Origin of the sequence: Paraburkholderia sp. BR10882, assembly GCF_040948855.1 — a bacterium.
GTDB classification, from domain to species: domain Bacteria; phylum Pseudomonadota; class Gammaproteobacteria; order Burkholderiales; family Burkholderiaceae; genus Paraburkholderia; species Paraburkholderia nodosa_A.
The window spans coordinates 300,347-315,364 of sequence record NZ_JBFPKP010000002.1 but is presented as its reverse complement, the minus strand read 5'-3'; the positions used below and the strand labels follow the sequence as shown (position 1 = coordinate 315,364).

Below are 15,018 nucleotides of genomic sequence, written 5' to 3'. Positions count from 1 at the left end.
GCCCATCAGGCGGCTTCAGGCGTGGCGCTGGGCGGGCGGCGTGAGGCCGTTGCGGGTTTGCGAGACGGGCGCGACCGGCGCGCGGTTGGCGCGGTTGGCCTTCCATTTGGCACGCACGTAGGGCCGGTCGTGACCCGAAACCGTGAGCGCGATGTGCGTGACCCAGCGATGCGTGGGCACATGCACGTTGTGCAACGCGACAGTCAGCGCCGCGAGGCTCAGCGCGACGGCCGCCGCCGAAATTCGCCGGGCTTGCGCCTGCCACCAGTAGCGCGCGAACACGAGCGCGGTGAGCGCCCCGACCACGCAGCCCGTGACAGCCTCGGAAGGCGAGTGAGCGTCGAGCACGACGCGCGAGAGCGCGACTGCGAGTCCCACCGCGAGGCCTATGGTCACGCCCGTGGCGCGCACGAAGGACGGCGCGCCTTGCAGCATCAGGAAAAACGCGACGGGATAGACGGCCGTGGACAACATGGCATGGCCGCTGATCCCCGTGAAATCTAGTTCTCTTACCCCCACGCCCCAGCCGAGAAACGCGATCTTGGTGAGCGTTACCAGGCCGATTGCCAGACCGAGCACAAACACCCAGCTCGCCGCCATGCGCCACGAGTAGCCGACTATCAGCCACAGCGCGATAGCCAACGCCAGCGGGAGGGTGAGGCCGGCGCCGCCGAGGTTGGTAATCGAGTACCAAAGGTGAAGGGGCAAATCTGGCATGGTCCGCGCTGCCGGCTGTCTGAAGAGGATCCTGGGGTTGCAGGTGCTTAACCGCTACTTCATAGCGACTTAACGCGCGAGCCGCCTGGCTGGCCGACACGCGCGTGAGACACGCATCCAGTATAGCTGCCTCGCATAGACGAAGGCGTGCCTCGACGAACGAACGCGCGGACAGAACCCAGCCTGTTCGATCTGCAGCGTCATCCAAATGGTGTTATTGTGCGTTGCACAACGACGGATCGCGGCAAAACGCCACGATGTGTCGGACCCTTTTACGAGGCCATAGATGACGAAAAATCTGACGAAGCTATGGGCAGGTGGCATGCGACGTCTGCTCGCCATCCAGACCCGGGCGACCCGCGACGCCCTGAAAGGCGCGGGGATCGATGCACCCAAGCCGCAGGCAATCTGGCGCGCCGCTCAGGCCGCAGCCGAGCAGGCGGCCAGCCGAGTGACTCCAGGGCAGGCGCGCAGCGGCGCGCCGGTGCGCGAGTCGCGCGTGGGTCCGCGTGCGGCCGCCTGGGCCGCGGGCGAATGGCGCCGCGCGGATCACCTTGTACCGGCGAACGACCTGCATGCCGGACGTTCCCTGCCTTACGGGCTGTACCTGCCGACGGCGCGCAAGACGCGGGGCATGCCGCTCGTCGTGATGCTGCACGGCTGCAAGCAGTCGATGGATTCCTTCGCCGAAGGCACCCGCATGAATCTGCTCGCCGACCGTCATGGCTTCGCGGTGGTGTATCCCGAGCAGTCGGAACGCGCGCATCCGCATCAATGCTGGCATTGGTATGACTCGCGCGACGCGGCGGGCGGCGGCGAGGCGGCATCCGTCGTTTCGCTGGTCGATGCGCTCGTCGAGGAGCATGGCTTCGACCGCTCGCGCGTCTATCTGTCCGGTTTGTCAGCGGGAGCAGGGCTCGCGATGCTGCTCGCGGTGCGCTCGCCCAGCCGTTTCGCCGCCATCGCGCTGCATTCCGGCCCCGCTTTCGGTGAGGCGCGCTCGGGCGTGACGGCGCTCGATGTGATGCGGCGCGGCGTGCACCACGATCCAGTGGCGCTCGTCGATACCCAATTGGGCGAGCGTATCCATCCGGGCATGCCCGCGATCGTCGTGCAGGGCGAGGCGGACGCCGTCGTCGCGCCCGTCAACGCGGAACAGCTCGCGCTGCAACTGCTGCGTTTGAACGGTCTTGCGGATACGCGCGGCGTGCGTCAGGGCGTAGTGTCGCGCGAGACCTTCAAGGACGGTTATCGCGAGCAGGATTACGAGCTAGACGGCGCGAGTGTCGTGCGACTGTGCCGCGTGGCGGACCTCGACCACGCCTGGAGCGGCGGCGACGACACCGTACCGTTCCACTCCTCGACGGGACCGGACGCGAGCACGTTGATCTGGGACTTTTTCGAGGCTCAACGCCGGGAGGCCTTCGACGAGGCCTACGACGCCGAAGTGACCCAGGACGTTGGTTAAAAGCGACTACGGGTAATTTAGGGGTTTACCCTTAACAGGGTTTACCCTATAATGGCTTCATTCGATTCGCGGGCACGTGCCCGTCAAAGAAGGGCCAAATCATGTACCTGCTCAGCCGTCTTTTCCTTTTCCTCTCCGAAACTGCAGAAGCTCGCCGCCAGCAGCGCGAGGAAGCGTACCTCGCGCAGTCCGTCGATATCTACGATCTCGAGTTCCGCATGCGCAAGATGGATCGCGAGAAGGCCACGCGCCACCCGTCGTGGATGAACCATTACGGCTAAGCAGGAATGCAGCCCCCGCTAACGGGGCAAAATGAAAACGGCGCCAAAAGGCGCCGTTTTTGCGTTTTGACTTTGAAGGACTACCGCGCCGCCGGTCAGCGTCCCGAGTCCGGCATTTCCGCGGCCTGCTTTTCCTGCACGCCAAAGCAGCCGCGATAGGTCGCGTAGAACGAGCAATAGAGCATCGTCGTCACGATGTAGCAAAACCGTTTGGAAACAATGGGTTAGCCAAAGTCAACATTCATTCTCCCTCATTTTTTGCACGTTGGTGCAAATTTGGTGCAAATGAGGCTTACAAATGGCTAGCATCATCAAGCGAGGCGACAAGTGGCAAGCAAGGGTGATCCGCAAGGGGTTCCCTCCACAAAGCAAGTCCTTCGATAGCAAAGCAGAAGCTCAAACTTGGTCAACCGAAGTTGAAGCTGCTATGCAAGCAGGTTCGTTTGCTGCAAACAAAGCAGACCTGGCGACTACATTGGGTCAACTAATAGACAGGTATTTGGATTCCGATCCCAACCTGCATGTGCGCCCCAATGGTCCTCTTGTTACTAAAAACACCCTGTATCTGAAATACAGACTGCTCAACCTGAAGGAGCGTCTGGGTGCATACACGGTCGAAACCTTAACCCCACAAGTACTTTCCAAATACAGGGACGAGCGGTTGAAGTTGGTTTCACCAGGTACGTTGCTGCGTGAAATATCGATATTGGAAAGTGTGTTCAAGCGTGCGCGTCGGGATTGGGACATGAACCTTCCAAATCCGTTCGGCAAGTTTATAAAGCCCAAGTACTTCAGTGAACGCGACCGCATACTTACACAAGCAGAACTTGAACGGCTCTGGGTTGCACTAAAGAGCAGGGATGAACTGTGGGAGCCACGCAAAGCGAAGAACAACATCAATCCGCATCTGTTGCCACTTGCGAAACTGGCTCTCGAAACTGCAATGCGTAGAAGCGAGATGCTGGAGCTTACTTGGGATCGCGTTGATACCGAACGCAGGGTTGCCTACCTCACGAAAACGAAAAACGGCAAACCTCGTACAGTTCCGCTCAGCACTGCTGCAATTGCCATCCTTCAGGAAGTAAAAGCAGCACGCGAGAAGATGCCACTGGACGGCTTTGAAGCAGAGTCTAACCGCGTTTTCCCGATATCGTATCGTGTTGTTGATCAGGCATGGGTGCGTGCTGTGAAGCGGGCCAAGATCAAGGACTTCCGCTTCCATGATCTGCGTCACATGGCAATCACCAACATGTCCAAGAAGATACCGAACGTGATCGAGCTAAGCCGTATATCTGGTCACAGCAATCTGAAAATGCTTGCGCGGTACTACAGCACACGACCGGAAGATCTTGCGTTGAAACTTGGCTAAGCAAAAGGGGAGCACTTGGCTCCCCTTGTTGTTAATGTGTCTTGCGTTTGCACTTGTCGAAGTGGTATCTCATCATGTTGTGGATACCACCTTCCAGGTCGCAATGTGGACAAGTCACTCTCTCCGATTTCCTACCTACAAGCGCTTTGCTGATGTTGGCTTTGTGTTCAGCGGTGTGCTTAATCCCTAACGTGCCTTCGGTGGCATTCTGGCTGTTGGTGATGCAGTAGATGTTTCCCAGTTCGTAGGGGCCAGTATCGCCGTATCTGCCCATGCAGTACTTGTCTTTGCCATTGCCGCGTTCGTGATAATGGCCTGTTGCTTGCCACCAGTTCCACCAGTCATCGAATGTGAGATTGAACGGTATAGCGCTTCCGTCTTTGGCCTTGCGCCGTTTGACGCCGCTCTTTTGGCAGTTATATTTGTGGCGGTCTTTGCTCGTGGGTTTTGAATATTGCATAACTTTTTTCTTATTATTTTTGTTATACGGAAATTTTAGAGCCGAGCGTCGCCCCGAGTCAAAATTTAAATTCGAAAATCGGGCTCGATTTTTAATCGAATCGAATCTGCGACAAAGGTAGAAAAGGGGAGCACTTGGCTCCCCTTGTTGCTTGTGCTTGCTGCTTAAGCTGCCATGCTTGCAGAAGTTGGCCACGGCCACGGAACTTGTTCCTGTTCCCGAACATTCTCACCTTTCGTTGTTGCTGGTGCCTCGCTGCGCACATCTACCTTGCCTGCTTCCAGCGAAGTTTTGTACTTCTCGAACAGTGGTTGCGGCCAGTCTTCGCCGAGCAGTTGCTTCTGCGCTGCTTCGTCCAGATCTTCATGCTTCAGCTTCTTTGCATCAGTGCCTGCAAGCTTGTGCTCGTACAACTTGAGCGCAGCATCGAGGAATGCAATCGGTTCCTGCTGAAAGCGGATTGCGCCGTTGCGACGACCGAAGAACTTAACCAAAACGTCGCCGTGCTGCATGATCCCCCAGATGCTGTCTTTCTTCGGCTTGTCGTTCTTGCCTTTGCCCTTGATAAACGCATGACCGATCTTGATGATTTTCGGTTGTGCCGGTTTAAGTTCAACTACTGCGTCACGCACGACAACGGCAAGCGCTTCTGGGGCGTTCTGGCTAGTCTCTGGGGCATCCACAACGACAGCAACAATCTTCTTGGCTGCTCGTTTCTCGCGCTTTTGAACTGCGTTGGGCGTCATCGAAAGTTCCTTAGTCATGTTCCTCTCCTTACAGTGCCAAAAGGCCAGTGGTTATAGACGCTGCGTTGGTAGCTTTAAAATCTGCAAACGGCAGCACGCAGTTATCCTTGGTTTTCAGTGCGTAGTAGATTGCTGCTGTGCGCGCTTGATCAAACGTTGCTGCTTGTGCTTCGGCGATCTGCTCACCCTTGAACAAAATCTCAAACTTGTACACGTCGCTTACTCCGTTAAGTGTTCCGCACTGCTTACCATGCTCAGATGGTAGATTCACGTGGCAACCAATCAAGCAAAGAGTTCCTATTGAGCCTGCGTGATTCAATTAGGAAAACCAACTGAACTGGCTATTGATGCCGCAGTGGTGGAACGTAGACTCAGAACGTGGTTAAACAACACGTAACGGAGAAAACGCAATGAGCTACGAACTGCCCCGCGCTGCAAAGCTGCTGATCAATGTCGATAGCAAGTACATTGGTCTGGATGCAGGACGCACACACAAGGCAGGAAAGAAAGTGAAGGTACAAAGATCACCTGCCGATCCGGGTACGTTCATCATCTGGTTCGGCAAGACGGAAATTGCGAAGGTCCCTGCGATTCAACTTACGCAAACGATCGAGTACACAGACGGCCGGGTGCAGTACTGATCGCAGCTTGAATCCGTCCAACTAAGTGCTAACATACAAGGAGATAACGACCGTGAGAGACCAAATGGACATCGCAAAGTTTGAGGCAGAGCTTGAGCAGACGCGTGCATTGACCTCCAAGCTGTTGGCCGAGAACATCAAGATTCAACGCGAGGCGCGTTGGATGCCTTGGGTGTCGATGGCAGTCATCCTCGGTGCAATCCTTGGGGTTGCGAAGCTGATGCACTGATCGAGCAGCATGGCCAACAAAAAAGGGAGCTTTTGCTCCCTTTTTTCATTTTCGGGTGAATCGACAAATTCTGAAGCAAGCGTGCCTGCTGGCGTTGCTTTAGGTTTTGCCCCTTCACTTCAGCTTGCGAGCGCACGACCGTAGACAGTTGCGCCGCCATCTCGGCTCCAGAACTCGAAGAAGTTTGAGCCTGACGCGTTCCATGTGATACCAAGGGTAGTGAAGTCAGTTGTAATCGTGCCGTCCGACTTGATCCAGTGCAGGTTGTTGTACGGCCCCCATGTAGTCGCGTATGCGCCACCATTGACGATCTCCCAGCGGAAGCGCTGCATCTTGCCAGTAACACTAGCCCATCCAGCCATGTTCAGCTGCGTGTTGACCGTAATGGTGCTGTAGAACTCGCCGTTGTTGACTGCGTTCACGTAGATCGTCCCGCTGCCTTCTCCACCTGGGACTTGGGCTTTTGCATAAGTTGTTGCTTGAATGGCCCATGCCGACCATGTGCCGCTGTTCTTGCCTCTGGTGTATAGAGTGCCGCCGTCTGAACTCCAGTACACTTGGACTCCAAACCCTGTACCGTTCAGAACGGAGAAGCCGTAGCCGGTCGGATCAGAGTCCGGCACGTTAGCCGCGCCTTGCGAGTAGAAGAACGCCATGTTTGGGACGTTGTTAAGGTCTACGGCGATCACCATCTGACCGAAAAGGCACAACCAGTTTGTTGCGTCTTGGTCGGGCGTAGTGCTGCTCAGCAATACCGATGCGGCGATCATCAGGTAGACCTTGTCGTTGTAAGACACAACGTCATTCGGCGCGTAGTCATAGGTCGCGTTCCATGCACCACGGAAGTTGACCGCACCATCGGTATTGCTCGCAGTAGATGCGATGACCTGCTGGATGTAAGTCTGGATCAAGCTCAAAGGCACCTGCTGGTTGCCAGCAGTGCCACGACCAAGCAACATGCCCGGTAGTGATGTTGCGACTGCAAAATCAGAAGTAGTTCGTGTCATAAAGCTCCTAGCTTTGTGAAGTGTTAATGGTGTAGAGCGCTTGCGTGCTCATAGGTGAAGAAACCAAAAGGGAAGCCCACGTTGTGCGCGCTTCAACCTCTTGCGGCAACGTCGACCAATCGAAAATGCCGTCGTTGGCTGAAGTAACGGTGAGCTTGTCGCTGTAGTTCTGAGTTACATCGATACGCAGGAAGCCTTGCGCGTTGTTCGGCAGGGCGGACCCATACTGCTGTGCCACATACGCAAGTGCAGCGGTATCAGTACCGTGGCTTTGTGTGGTCATCGTGATAGTGCCGTTGTTGTCCGTGAACACGGCAACCGTCCCAGCACCATCTCCAGCAGCGCAATAGCCCACGTTCGTATAGGTGGCAAGCTGCTGCGTCTGCGTTCCTGCAACGGCCAGCGTCCCAGTGTTGGCGTAGCTGTATCGGTAGGTCGCGTCTACTGAACACACGGCGCGGTCACTTTCGATGGACCACGTTCCGGGGCAGTTGTATATGCCGTATGCGACTGTGAAATGTGGGTCTGACTTGCTATACGTCTGCGCGCCGGAAGCGATCGACACCGTGTACGGAGCAGCCTGTTGCGCGGAGTTCATTGTGAAGCTGCTTGGGTAGCTGCCCTGCAAGAAGCCAGCGTTGTTTCCGAAGACCAACGACGAGTTGCGCGACTGCCCGTAGTGCATCAACCCATACGAAGGATCAACGCTTGGTCCTTCTTCGCAATCAAGGTTGACGACATAGGAAACAGGGAAGCCGCCGTAGTTGTTGAACTGCCCCGTGAGGTCGTAGAAGTCGCCAGTGCTGCCGTTGTAGGCGTTGCTTTGTGTAAGCCAGAGACCGAACTGATCCAGATGTGTCTTGATCGACTCAAACGAATCCTGATTGAGTGGATAAAAGAGCGCGTTCCAGCCGTTGACAAGCACTGGTTCTGGTGGCGTGTCGTTGTTCGATACAAGAGTAAAAGTGTAAGTCGTTGTCATTGCTAAAACCTCAAGCGTTCTGCGAGCCAGCAATGAAGCGACGAACCATGTCTTCCTGCATCGGCCATAGCGTGTTGGAGCCGCCTGCTCCGTCCATCTGCTTGATCAGACCGACGACAGTTTGATCAGGACCCGTAGACGAGTTGCCGGGCACCATTGCCCAATGGAACCAGTTAACCTTGCCGCCCATGTTGGTGTACATGTAGTTCATGAGCGCATCGGCCCACTTGACGTTATCAGGGATCGCGCCGCTAAAATTGCCGCCCCATTCAGTGATGATGATTGGGGCTATGTCCATATTTACGATCCACCCCCAAAGCGTGTCCCATACCTCGATCATCGTTTGAGGAAACGAGTAGTCCTGAGTCCAGTTGTACTCAGGCCCGTAGTACTCGTGCGGCGCATAGCACAGCTTGTCCTGTCGAACAGCAAGCTTCACCTTGCGGAAGTGCACGCCCCACAGGTTTTGCCCCCAAGCGGGCCAAGTGCCGTACTTGCTTGGGTAAGCTGGTAGTTGATCTTCTGTGATGAGGTTGCCTTCGCAGATGATCAACACATCGGGGTTTACCGCTTGGATAGCGTTACCAATGCGCTCGTAAGCGGCAGGCAAGCCGGTCATTGGATCGTCGTCCCAAGTCGTATCCCACGGCTCGTTGATGAGATCGAATCCACACACAGCGGGTTCGTCCTTGTATCGATTCGCGAGAACAACCCAAGCGTCGATCAGGCTTTGTTCGTTGCGCGGATCTTTAGCCAAGCCGAGCGTTGTTCCTGCTGGGCCTTGCGGACCTGTGCTTGTGTACCAACGACCGTTGAAGCCGATGCTGTTGTCAGTATTTGGCGCTGAGCAGTGCATGTCCAAGACGACTCGCAAGCCAATCGACTTGGCGTAAGCAACCATCTTGTCCAGAATCTCAAGCGGAGAAATCAGCGCATAGCCGTTTGCAGTATCGGCACCAGCAGGAAGAAAGTTGTAGTTGATCAGGTCTGGGTTTAGAGCAACGGACACGCCATCGAAGGACTGGCATATTGCTCGGTCCCATGTCATGTCTTCGCAGATAGGGAAGCGGACTGCATTGAATCCCACTGCCGCGATCTGATCAAGAATGCCTTGCTGCACAACGCCATTGATCGTGATGGACTTGTATGCACGAACTGAAAGCAGGCCGGGGAACATACGGCTTTCAAAGCCGCTCCAGTTCACACCACGCAATCTGAAGTCAGTACCATCTTGCAGCGTTAGGTTCGCGCCAACAGCTTGTAACCATTGAGTGACGGGTGGCATGATATAAGGTGGATCGTCGGTGATCTGCGTCCCGTCGTCATCGACAAGTGCAGTCCCATCGTCATCCGTTGCATAAAGAATCTCGTTGTAGTCGGCTCCATCATCGACCAGCGCGTTTCCGCTGTCGTCGATGATGGTTGTTCCATCATCGTCAATGAGAATGATGGGAGCACCAGATAACGAGGTGCGGAAAGGGTTCACGGAAACAATTGGCATGATCAGGCACCTACCGCTGCGAACCAGTTGGTGCCGTCAGTCCATACCTGTGCACTCTGGCCGGTGGCCAAAGCGATAGTGCCGTCGAGCTTGCCATTCAGGTAGACGCCGGTTTGCACTGCGAGCGTAACTACGCCAGTGCCTATGTTGAGAAATCCTGTGCGCCATCCGTTCGGAAATCCACCGCTTACACCAGTTGCGGCCGGTAGCGTGTTCACCACAGGGTCTTCCGTGTTCATGACGAGCAAGCCGCTACGATCTAACGAAAACGGCGTGTAACCGGTCGTTTTGATCACTACGTTGCCCGCTGCAACAGGCACAGTGCCTGACAGGCCAAACGATGGACCTGAAAACGTGGGATCAATTGATGGTGGCGCTAGGACTTCAACCACGTCACCGGGCGATGTAGTAATGTCCTTGGTGAATGTGAAGGTTCCAGTCGTGTAGCCCGCGTTGAAATTCACGGAGCCGATTGGCGTGACCACACCTGCACTAATTTTGTTGATCGGGCAGCTAACGTTGCCTGTAGGGGCGGTGTCGCAATACGCGTAAGAACCAACCAGACCTTGAGGAAGTGTTAGCGCTTGCGGCGTAACAGCCTTCAAGATTGGCTGCGATGCCACAATCACACCAAGGAAGTAGCCAACCAGGTCCATCGTTGCGGTTGCAGGCGATTGTGCGGCTGTCACTGCTGTCTGTACGGTTGCTTCCGTATCCGCGATCACGTTCAGCATGTCTTGCAACGTGCCGCTCAATTGCAGGGGCAAGAACGGGCCGAAGTTTGCGACTAGCTGGTTTTGGTCCCCTTGCAGCGTGAAGATCAGTTGTGTGTTGCCGTTGCTACTCATTGCGTGCCTCCTTGTGCGATAGGAGACGCCTTGATGCGCAACCAGATTGGATCGCTGAACAGTTTGGAGCCGTCCTGCAAGATGACCTGCAAGATAAGCTGTGCTTTGCCGACTGGCCACGTAGCGGTTTCGGTCGCGCTTGCGCTGAGCACGAACAGGCCATTCGATTCTGGGTTTGAAGGAATCGAGATGTTGAGGACCGTAATCGCGCCGAGCAATTTGTCGCCGGTTTGGTCGTACACGCCTGCTGTTACTGCAATTTGGCTAAAGTCCGGTTGGTTTCCGTTGACGCCGGAAGTGCCGCCGGTTGTCTCGCCAACCAGTTGCATGCTGCCTGCGAAATTGAATGTGCTGCCTGCGTAGAAGTCGTATGCCATCATTCCGCCTCTTTTGTAGTTGTTCTTGGTGTGGCGAATTCGCCGTAGTAGTGGAGGCGAGCTGCTTGCGCTACTCGTCCCGCTTCTTCGGCTGTGTCATAGATGCCGAGCGGAATACGTTTTTTGTTGACTGTAATTTGTGCGGTGAAGCGCTTTCCACGTGGACGGACGCATTTATATCCAGTCTTGTTGTCCTTGCGGAGCGGCTGATTGATGATGTTCTGGGATTGCGTTGCTTCCCGCAGATTGCACCAACGATTGTCGTCTTTGATGCCGTTGATGTGGTCGGCTACTTCATTCGGGAAGCGACCTACCATATACAGGAACGCAAGTCGGTGCGCATAATACGCTTCAGCTTCAATGCATATGACTCGATATCCACGTTTGTTTAACGTGCCGGCTTCATCGCCAGCTTCGCGTCTGCTTGTTTTTGTGAGATGAGTAAAGACCCCTGTCGTTGGGTCGTAGTGCAGGAAGCTTCGAAGCTTCTCTTGTGTCAGTGTGTCCATCTTGGTTTCCGCTGCGTGCCGCTCTCCAATTCGAGCGTGTTGTTGTTCTTCGTATTTATGCAGGTGAAGCGGAAACGCCGCGCAAATGAAAAGGCCGCTATGTAGCGGCCTTTGTGCTTTACTGCTGTGCTGGTGTCGCGGGTGGAAGAGACGGCAGCACGCCTGTCATCAGTCTCTTGATGTCTGTAACAAGAAGCTGGTTGGTCAATGCAGGCAGCAACTGTGTGGTGATCTGCACTTCGGTGTAGTTCTTGAGTTGCTGCGCGAGTTTCAGCAGGTCGGGGATGCTTGGGTATGACTTCAAGCTGTTCAGTTGGGCGATCAGTGCATCCATCACTTCACCTCCTTGCGCCACTTGGTTTCGAGCTTGCTGAAGTCGAAACGTGGGGCAATGCCGTCCCACCAGTCCTGGTTGCTTGAGAACGTGATTGCCGTACAACCGATGTTCTTCGCTACCTCGTTCAATTCGTCGTTGAACACGCGCATGATCGAGCCTGCATTGCTCTTGTTCGTGGTGTCGTTGCTCACTGCAATCCAGATGTGCAGTGCAGATTGCTTGTAGTCCTTCGTCTTCTGCAAAACGACGAAACCTGAACTGTCTGCAATCGCTGCTTCACGCGTTGCGTACTTCAGGCCTTTTTCTGGCTCACGCATGATCGATGTGAAGAATAGCGTTGCACTGCTCGTCTTCAGTGCCATGTAAATGTCTTCAGGCAACCACCCGTCTGGGTTTCGTCCTTCCGACACCATGTATTCAAGGCCGGGGCGTACCAAATGCCAGTACGTGTGAAGCTCGCTTGCCTCAAGCTGGATTAAGTTGTTGGGTTTTTCTAGATCGAACATGCTGTATCCCTCCGAGTGATCTGTTCGGAACTATTTAGTTGGAGGGTGGTGCAGCAAGAACGCGTCTCCAGATAAATACTTGGTCAGTTAAAAGGAGACGACAAAATGCGAGAAGCGCATCACTTCACTATGAAACACCCGTTCGAGACCACACCCATGCTTATGAAAATGCCAACGGGTGCGATCATTTGGCCGCAGCCAACAGTAAGGGAGGACGAACGAATGATCGACCAATGGGTCAAAGACAACGATCTGCGAGACTTCGTAAAGACACCACTTGTTGAACACAAAGGCAAGAATGGTATGTGGGGCTTCGAGCTACCTACGTACACGTTCTTCAGAGACGCAGACGCAGTTGCATTCAAGCTGGTATTCGGAGACAAGTTCGAATACAGCGTGTACGACACGGACGACTTCTAATAAATAGACAGGCAAGTGTTGTCATGAGCATTTGCCATTATGTCTCTCCTTAATGCACGATGGCCCGGTTAACCGGGCCATTTTGTCACTGCTGCTTCTGTGCCTTCAGTTGCGCCACGTAGTCGCTGTATCGAATCACTTTCACATCGTCAACAGTTTGTATGGGCGGCTTAGGCGCCTTCTTGTTGTAGGCCCGCTTTTGTCTCAGTATGGGCGCGTTTGGACCAGCAGCACATCGTTCGTCGTGCTTGTTCAGGTGTGCATCTATGCGTCTGGATACGTGTCCGCAGTATTTGCAGACGTACTTCTTCTTGGGAACTCCGAACGTCATAGGTAGTTTGCCCATCTGAGTTTGAAGTGCAGGGCGTCTGTCGCGTTGAAGAGATAAAACATGACTGGTTGCACCGCTTTGTGTGGGTGGAAAACCTTTGCTCGTCCTTCCTTAATTGCGTCCAGCAAAAAGAACGCGTCCTCTGTTTCGTCTTCACTGATTGATGTGTCGTATTCGTCAGTATTGCCTTTGCACCACAAAACCATGTCCATGTATGTGCCTGTGCAGTCTGGATATACAGTGACCTCGTAAGTGTCATTTTTCATTGCTTGTCTCGTTGAAACGGGCCAAGAACGCTTCTAGCATCTCGTAGCCAACAAGAACTACACGCACATAATAAGTGAGTGCAATAGGCGAGCGGAATTGCTCGGAGGCAAAGCTATACAACGAAGTACCCTTAGCCGTACGGATAAGGTCCATAAGCCATTGGGAAGGCTTGCTGTCATCGAATTCGAAGCCTTCCGCTTCCATTTCGCCATACGCAGCCAGAAGCCACTTGTACATATCAAGGCACTGTGCTAATGAGTAACCTTCAATGTTTACTTCGAAGGGTTTCTTTGTCATAACCTTTGAACAAATCATCTGGTGTATGTCGAATTTTGGTGTTGTGAATTCAATCATTGAACTGCCCCGTTAAATTAGTTGCTGCGTTTATTTATCGGGTGCTTGAGGGCGTGTCAATTTCCGCGGTTGGTGGCGTATTTCAGCACTCATAGAGGAAGTAATTCCTTTCGACCTGGGCATGCGAGAACGCGAAGCGTTTCTGCACTCATAGAGGAAGTCTTCTTATAGATATAATCTATGAGTGCTGAAAACCCTCTATGAGTGCCGAAAGCACTTGGACAGGGTTTGCACACTCATTGGATCACTTCGTGATATCTGGCTTTCTTGCAGAAAGACTGATTTCCAAGGAAATCTTCGCTTTACTCAGATTTGATTGCTGGCTTCCTCTATGAGTGCCGAAAGTGTGTTGCGCCGCTGCCCCGCGATAATTTGCGCAGCGCGTCACGGAAAATTTGCATCCCGCTGCCAGAATAAATAGACTAGCGGAAGGGTTAACGCTCTACCGCATCAGCCATTTTCATAGTGTGTCTGTTAGAAATTTTCCAAAGTTGGCAAGACCCCTGACAAAGATCAGGGGTTTCGCTTTATTGGCGCACGTTTCCCGCGCTTTTTGCTAAATATAATCGTAGCGGATAATTTTGCACTCATAGGGGAGCGGAGATATAATCGCTATACGGCTTGGAAAACCGTCTAACAAAAACAACTATAAAAGGCTTTGAAATGGCTAACACCAACCTTCCGAATAGCGCCCAAGCTATTCTTGCTGCCGATCGCGCAGCCCAGAACGCAAAGTTCAACAAGCAGTTCACCGACCAACAGCGCATCAACAAGCATCGTGAGCGCTGCAAAAAGCTAGGTCTCAATCCATTCACAACCAAAGCTGCTGATCTGCCAGCAGGCGATCCAAACGACAGCTACGACAACTACGTCATGCCAAGTCTTGATGGCATTACGCGTCTGAGCACTGCGCTATTCGTCAACCACAAGACCAACGTCAGCGGCAAAACGTCGGTCACGTACACACTGCAAGCTGACGTGTGGACTGATCCAGTGACCGTTGCGCACAAAATCGGCAAGCCAGAGCGCAAGGTGTACTTCAACCTGCAAAGTGGCAAGGCAATCACCTACAAGGCAAACGAGTATGTGAACGGTGGTCGCACTTGGAAGGACGGCAAGCAAGTACGCGGTGATAGCTTGATGACTGAACAGTACCGAGACTTCTACCTTGAGAAAGTGCAAGAGTTTGAAGCAACCGTCAAGCAAGCATACCCAGATGCGGTGATTTACGCTGGCTTCTGCAAAGCAATGCCAGATCGAGCAGCGAAACTTGGCACAAAGACAATCACTAGCCAGTTCGTTGTTATCGCTGTTGCTGGTGAAGGCGAAGAAGTTGATTGCGGTGGGAAATTCTACCAGGGCGAAGAAGAATTTCCTTTCTGCATGTCGTTCAATCCCAATGAGAAGCAGAACGCTCCATTGCTGATTGGTAGCTTTTGTGCCGAGCAAATGACCGAGCAGCAGTACGACAAAGCAGTGCTTGAAGTTCAGATCGAAAAGCTAAAGCACAAGCCAATCGCTTCCGCGGAAAGCGACATCATCGACAACATTCAAGTAATCCCTGGGCAGGAAAACCATCTGCAATTGGCGAGTCCCAATTCGGCTGTATCTGTATAGATAAATACTTGTGCGGCAATTAAGCCGTAAGCCGGGTCGATCAACAGGGAT

General features: G+C 53.8%; 21 protein-coding genes. 7 read left to right on the top strand and 14 right to left on the bottom strand.

The features are described 5' to 3' along the window. Window positions 1-15: 15 nt before the first annotated feature. On the bottom strand, window positions 16-717 hold the full coding sequence (locus AB3X99_RS06455) for a phosphatase PAP2 family protein (protein ID WP_069261349.1): 702 nt from the start codon (window positions 715-717) through the stop codon (window positions 16-18). Window positions 718-1,003: 286 nt separating this feature from the next. Here AB3X99_RS06455 and AB3X99_RS06450 point away from each other — a divergent pair, with 286 nt between their 5' ends. The 3 genes from AB3X99_RS06450 to AB3X99_RS06440 all read left to right on the top strand — a co-directional run bounded on the left by AB3X99_RS06450 (window position 1,004) and on the right by AB3X99_RS06440 (window position 3,835). After that, complete coding sequence (locus AB3X99_RS06450; RefSeq protein WP_368616452.1) at window positions 1,004-2,185, top strand: PHB depolymerase family esterase; 1,182 nt, start codon at window positions 1,004-1,006, stop codon at window positions 2,183-2,185. Window positions 2,186-2,286: 101 nt separating this feature from the next. After that, on the top strand, window positions 2,287-2,466 hold the full coding sequence (locus tag AB3X99_RS06445) for a DUF3563 family protein (protein ID WP_042269847.1): 180 nt from the start codon (window positions 2,287-2,289) through the stop codon (window positions 2,464-2,466). Between the two features lie 298 nt (window positions 2,467-2,764). Beyond that, window positions 2,765-3,835: a site-specific integrase gene (locus tag AB3X99_RS06440; protein WP_368616451.1), complete on the top strand. Its 1,071-nt coding sequence runs from the start codon at window positions 2,765-2,767 to the stop codon at window positions 3,833-3,835. 31 nt (window positions 3,836-3,866) lie between these two features. Here the strand turns inward: AB3X99_RS06440 and AB3X99_RS06435 are convergent, their stop codons facing one another. The 3 genes from AB3X99_RS06435 to AB3X99_RS06425 are packed head-to-tail and all read right to left on the bottom strand — an operon-like array spanning window position 3,867 to window position 5,255. Then, window positions 3,867-4,496 (bottom strand): hypothetical protein, encoded by a 630-nt coding sequence (locus tag AB3X99_RS06435; RefSeq protein WP_368616450.1) that lies wholly within the window; start codon window positions 4,494-4,496, stop codon window positions 3,867-3,869. Next, the gene (locus tag AB3X99_RS06430; protein WP_368616449.1) at window positions 4,460-5,059 is read right to left on the bottom strand and encodes a hypothetical protein; all 600 of its coding nucleotides are present in this window, start codon (window positions 5,057-5,059) and stop codon (window positions 4,460-4,462) included. The genes AB3X99_RS06435 and AB3X99_RS06430 overlap by 37 nt, the downstream gene beginning before the upstream one ends. A 10-nt stretch (window positions 5,060-5,069) precedes the next feature. Continuing rightward, the gene (locus AB3X99_RS06425; RefSeq protein WP_368616448.1) at window positions 5,070-5,255 is read right to left on the bottom strand and encodes a hypothetical protein; all 186 of its coding nucleotides are present in this window, start codon (window positions 5,253-5,255) and stop codon (window positions 5,070-5,072) included. A 196-nt stretch (window positions 5,256-5,451) separates the two neighbouring features. On the opposite strand from AB3X99_RS06425, the gene AB3X99_RS06420 reads away from it, so the two are divergent. Beyond that, window positions 5,452-5,682, top strand: coding sequence for a hypothetical protein (locus AB3X99_RS06420; RefSeq protein WP_368616447.1), 231 nt, complete (start codon window positions 5,452-5,454; stop codon window positions 5,680-5,682). Between the two features lie 64 nt (window positions 5,683-5,746). After that, on the top strand, window positions 5,747-5,911 hold the full coding sequence (locus AB3X99_RS06415; protein WP_368616446.1) for a hypothetical protein: 165 nt from the start codon (window positions 5,747-5,749) through the stop codon (window positions 5,909-5,911). Between the two features lie 119 nt (window positions 5,912-6,030). On the opposite strand, the gene AB3X99_RS06410 is transcribed toward AB3X99_RS06415, so the two are convergent. The 8 genes from AB3X99_RS06410 to AB3X99_RS06375 all read right to left on the bottom strand — a co-directional run bounded on the left by AB3X99_RS06410 (window position 6,031) and on the right by AB3X99_RS06375 (window position 11,978). After that, window positions 6,031-6,918: a pyocin knob domain-containing protein gene (locus AB3X99_RS06410; protein WP_368616445.1), complete on the bottom strand. Its 888-nt coding sequence runs from the start codon at window positions 6,916-6,918 to the stop codon at window positions 6,031-6,033. 7 nt (window positions 6,919-6,925) lie between these two features. Further along, window positions 6,926-7,900 carry a hypothetical protein gene (locus AB3X99_RS06405; RefSeq protein ID WP_368616444.1) on the bottom strand — a complete coding sequence of 325 codons (975 nt, stop codon included), beginning with the start codon at window positions 7,898-7,900 and terminating at the stop codon, window positions 6,926-6,928. A 10-nt stretch (window positions 7,901-7,910) separates the two neighbouring features. Continuing rightward, complete coding sequence (locus tag AB3X99_RS06400; protein WP_368616443.1) at window positions 7,911-9,401, bottom strand: glycoside hydrolase family 5 protein; 1,491 nt, start codon at window positions 9,399-9,401, stop codon at window positions 7,911-7,913. A 2-nt stretch (window positions 9,402-9,403) separates the two neighbouring features. Beyond that, window positions 9,404-10,249 (bottom strand): hypothetical protein, encoded by an 846-nt coding sequence (locus tag AB3X99_RS06395; RefSeq protein ID WP_368616442.1) that lies wholly within the window; start codon window positions 10,247-10,249, stop codon window positions 9,404-9,406. After that, complete coding sequence (locus AB3X99_RS06390; protein WP_368616441.1) at window positions 10,246-10,629, bottom strand: hypothetical protein; 384 nt, start codon at window positions 10,627-10,629, stop codon at window positions 10,246-10,248. The genes AB3X99_RS06395 and AB3X99_RS06390 overlap by 4 nt, the downstream gene beginning before the upstream one ends. After that, a complete protein-coding gene (locus AB3X99_RS06385; protein ID WP_368616440.1) occupies window positions 10,626-11,135 on the bottom strand; it encodes an HNH endonuclease in 510 nt (169 codons plus the stop codon). The genes AB3X99_RS06390 and AB3X99_RS06385 overlap by 4 nt, the downstream gene beginning before the upstream one ends. Before the next feature lie 118 nt (window positions 11,136-11,253). After that, entirely contained in the window at window positions 11,254-11,469 is a 216-nt protein-coding gene (locus tag AB3X99_RS06380) for a hypothetical protein (RefSeq protein WP_368616439.1), read from the bottom strand. Continuing rightward, window positions 11,469-11,978 (bottom strand): hypothetical protein, encoded by a 510-nt coding sequence (locus tag AB3X99_RS06375; protein WP_368616438.1) that lies wholly within the window; start codon window positions 11,976-11,978, stop codon window positions 11,469-11,471. The genes AB3X99_RS06380 and AB3X99_RS06375 overlap by 1 nt, the downstream gene beginning before the upstream one ends. Window positions 11,979-12,083: 105 nt before the next feature. Between AB3X99_RS06375 and AB3X99_RS06370 the strand changes: the two genes are divergently transcribed. Continuing rightward, the gene (locus tag AB3X99_RS06370; protein ID WP_368616437.1) at window positions 12,084-12,398 is read left to right on the top strand and encodes a hypothetical protein; all 315 of its coding nucleotides are present in this window, start codon (window positions 12,084-12,086) and stop codon (window positions 12,396-12,398) included. Between the two features lie 327 nt (window positions 12,399-12,725). On the opposite strand, the gene AB3X99_RS06365 is transcribed toward AB3X99_RS06370, so the two are convergent. Both AB3X99_RS06365 and AB3X99_RS06360 read right to left on the bottom strand, forming a co-directional pair. Next, complete coding sequence (locus AB3X99_RS06365; RefSeq protein WP_368616436.1) at window positions 12,726-12,995, bottom strand: hypothetical protein; 270 nt, start codon at window positions 12,993-12,995, stop codon at window positions 12,726-12,728. Next, window positions 12,985-13,350, bottom strand: coding sequence for a hypothetical protein (locus tag AB3X99_RS06360; protein WP_368616435.1), 366 nt, complete (start codon window positions 13,348-13,350; stop codon window positions 12,985-12,987). Before AB3X99_RS06360 ends, AB3X99_RS06365 begins: the two co-directional genes overlap by 11 nt. Before the next feature lie 663 nt (window positions 13,351-14,013). On the opposite strand from AB3X99_RS06360, the gene AB3X99_RS06355 reads away from it, so the two are divergent. Beyond that, a complete protein-coding gene (locus AB3X99_RS06355) occupies window positions 14,014-14,967 on the top strand; it encodes a hypothetical protein (protein ID WP_368616434.1) in 954 nt (317 codons plus the stop codon). Window positions 14,968-15,018: the final 51 nt, after the last annotated feature.

Coding starts and splice junctions, on each gene's coding strand:
- AB3X99_RS06405 (WP_368616444.1), bottom strand. CDS start 7,900: ATGACAACGACTTACACTTTTACTCTTGTATCGAACAACGACACGCCA.
- AB3X99_RS06445 (WP_042269847.1), top strand. CDS start 2,287: ATGTACCTGCTCAGCCGTCTTTTCCTTTTCCTCTCCGAAACTGCAGAA.
- AB3X99_RS06390 (WP_368616441.1), bottom strand. CDS start 10,629: ATGATGGCATACGACTTCTACGCAGGCAGCACATTCAATTTCGCAGGC.
- AB3X99_RS06370 (WP_368616437.1), top strand. CDS start 12,084: ATGCGAGAAGCGCATCACTTCACTATGAAACACCCGTTCGAGACCACA.
- AB3X99_RS06360 (WP_368616435.1), bottom strand. CDS start 13,350: ATGATTGAATTCACAACACCAAAATTCGACATACACCAGATGATTTGT.
- AB3X99_RS06455 (WP_069261349.1), bottom strand. CDS start 717: ATGCCAGATTTGCCCCTTCACCTTTGGTACTCGATTACCAACCTCGGC.
- AB3X99_RS06450 (WP_368616452.1), top strand. CDS start 1,004: ATGACGAAAAATCTGACGAAGCTATGGGCAGGTGGCATGCGACGTCTG.
- AB3X99_RS06355 (WP_368616434.1), top strand. CDS start 14,014: ATGGCTAACACCAACCTTCCGAATAGCGCCCAAGCTATTCTTGCTGCC.
- AB3X99_RS06430 (WP_368616449.1), bottom strand. CDS start 5,059: ATGACTAAGGAACTTTCGATGACGCCCAACGCAGTTCAAAAGCGCGAG.
- AB3X99_RS06440 (WP_368616451.1), top strand. CDS start 2,765: ATGGCTAGCATCATCAAGCGAGGCGACAAGTGGCAAGCAAGGGTGATC.
- AB3X99_RS06400 (WP_368616443.1), bottom strand. CDS start 9,401: ATGCCAATTGTTTCCGTGAACCCTTTCCGCACCTCGTTATCTGGTGCT.
- AB3X99_RS06395 (WP_368616442.1), bottom strand. CDS start 10,249: ATGAGTAGCAACGGCAACACACAACTGATCTTCACGCTGCAAGGGGAC.
- AB3X99_RS06415 (WP_368616446.1), top strand. CDS start 5,747: ATGGACATCGCAAAGTTTGAGGCAGAGCTTGAGCAGACGCGTGCATTG.
- AB3X99_RS06365 (WP_368616436.1), bottom strand. CDS start 12,995: ATGAAAAATGACACTTACGAGGTCACTGTATATCCAGACTGCACAGGC.
- AB3X99_RS06375 (WP_368616438.1), bottom strand. CDS start 11,978: ATGTTCGATCTAGAAAAACCCAACAACTTAATCCAGCTTGAGGCAAGC.
- AB3X99_RS06380 (WP_368616439.1), bottom strand. CDS start 11,469: ATGGATGCACTGATCGCCCAACTGAACAGCTTGAAGTCATACCCAAGC.
- AB3X99_RS06420 (WP_368616447.1), top strand. CDS start 5,452: ATGAGCTACGAACTGCCCCGCGCTGCAAAGCTGCTGATCAATGTCGAT.
- AB3X99_RS06385 (WP_368616440.1), bottom strand. CDS start 11,135: ATGGACACACTGACACAAGAGAAGCTTCGAAGCTTCCTGCACTACGAC.
- AB3X99_RS06410 (WP_368616445.1), bottom strand. CDS start 6,918: ATGACACGAACTACTTCTGATTTTGCAGTCGCAACATCACTACCGGGC.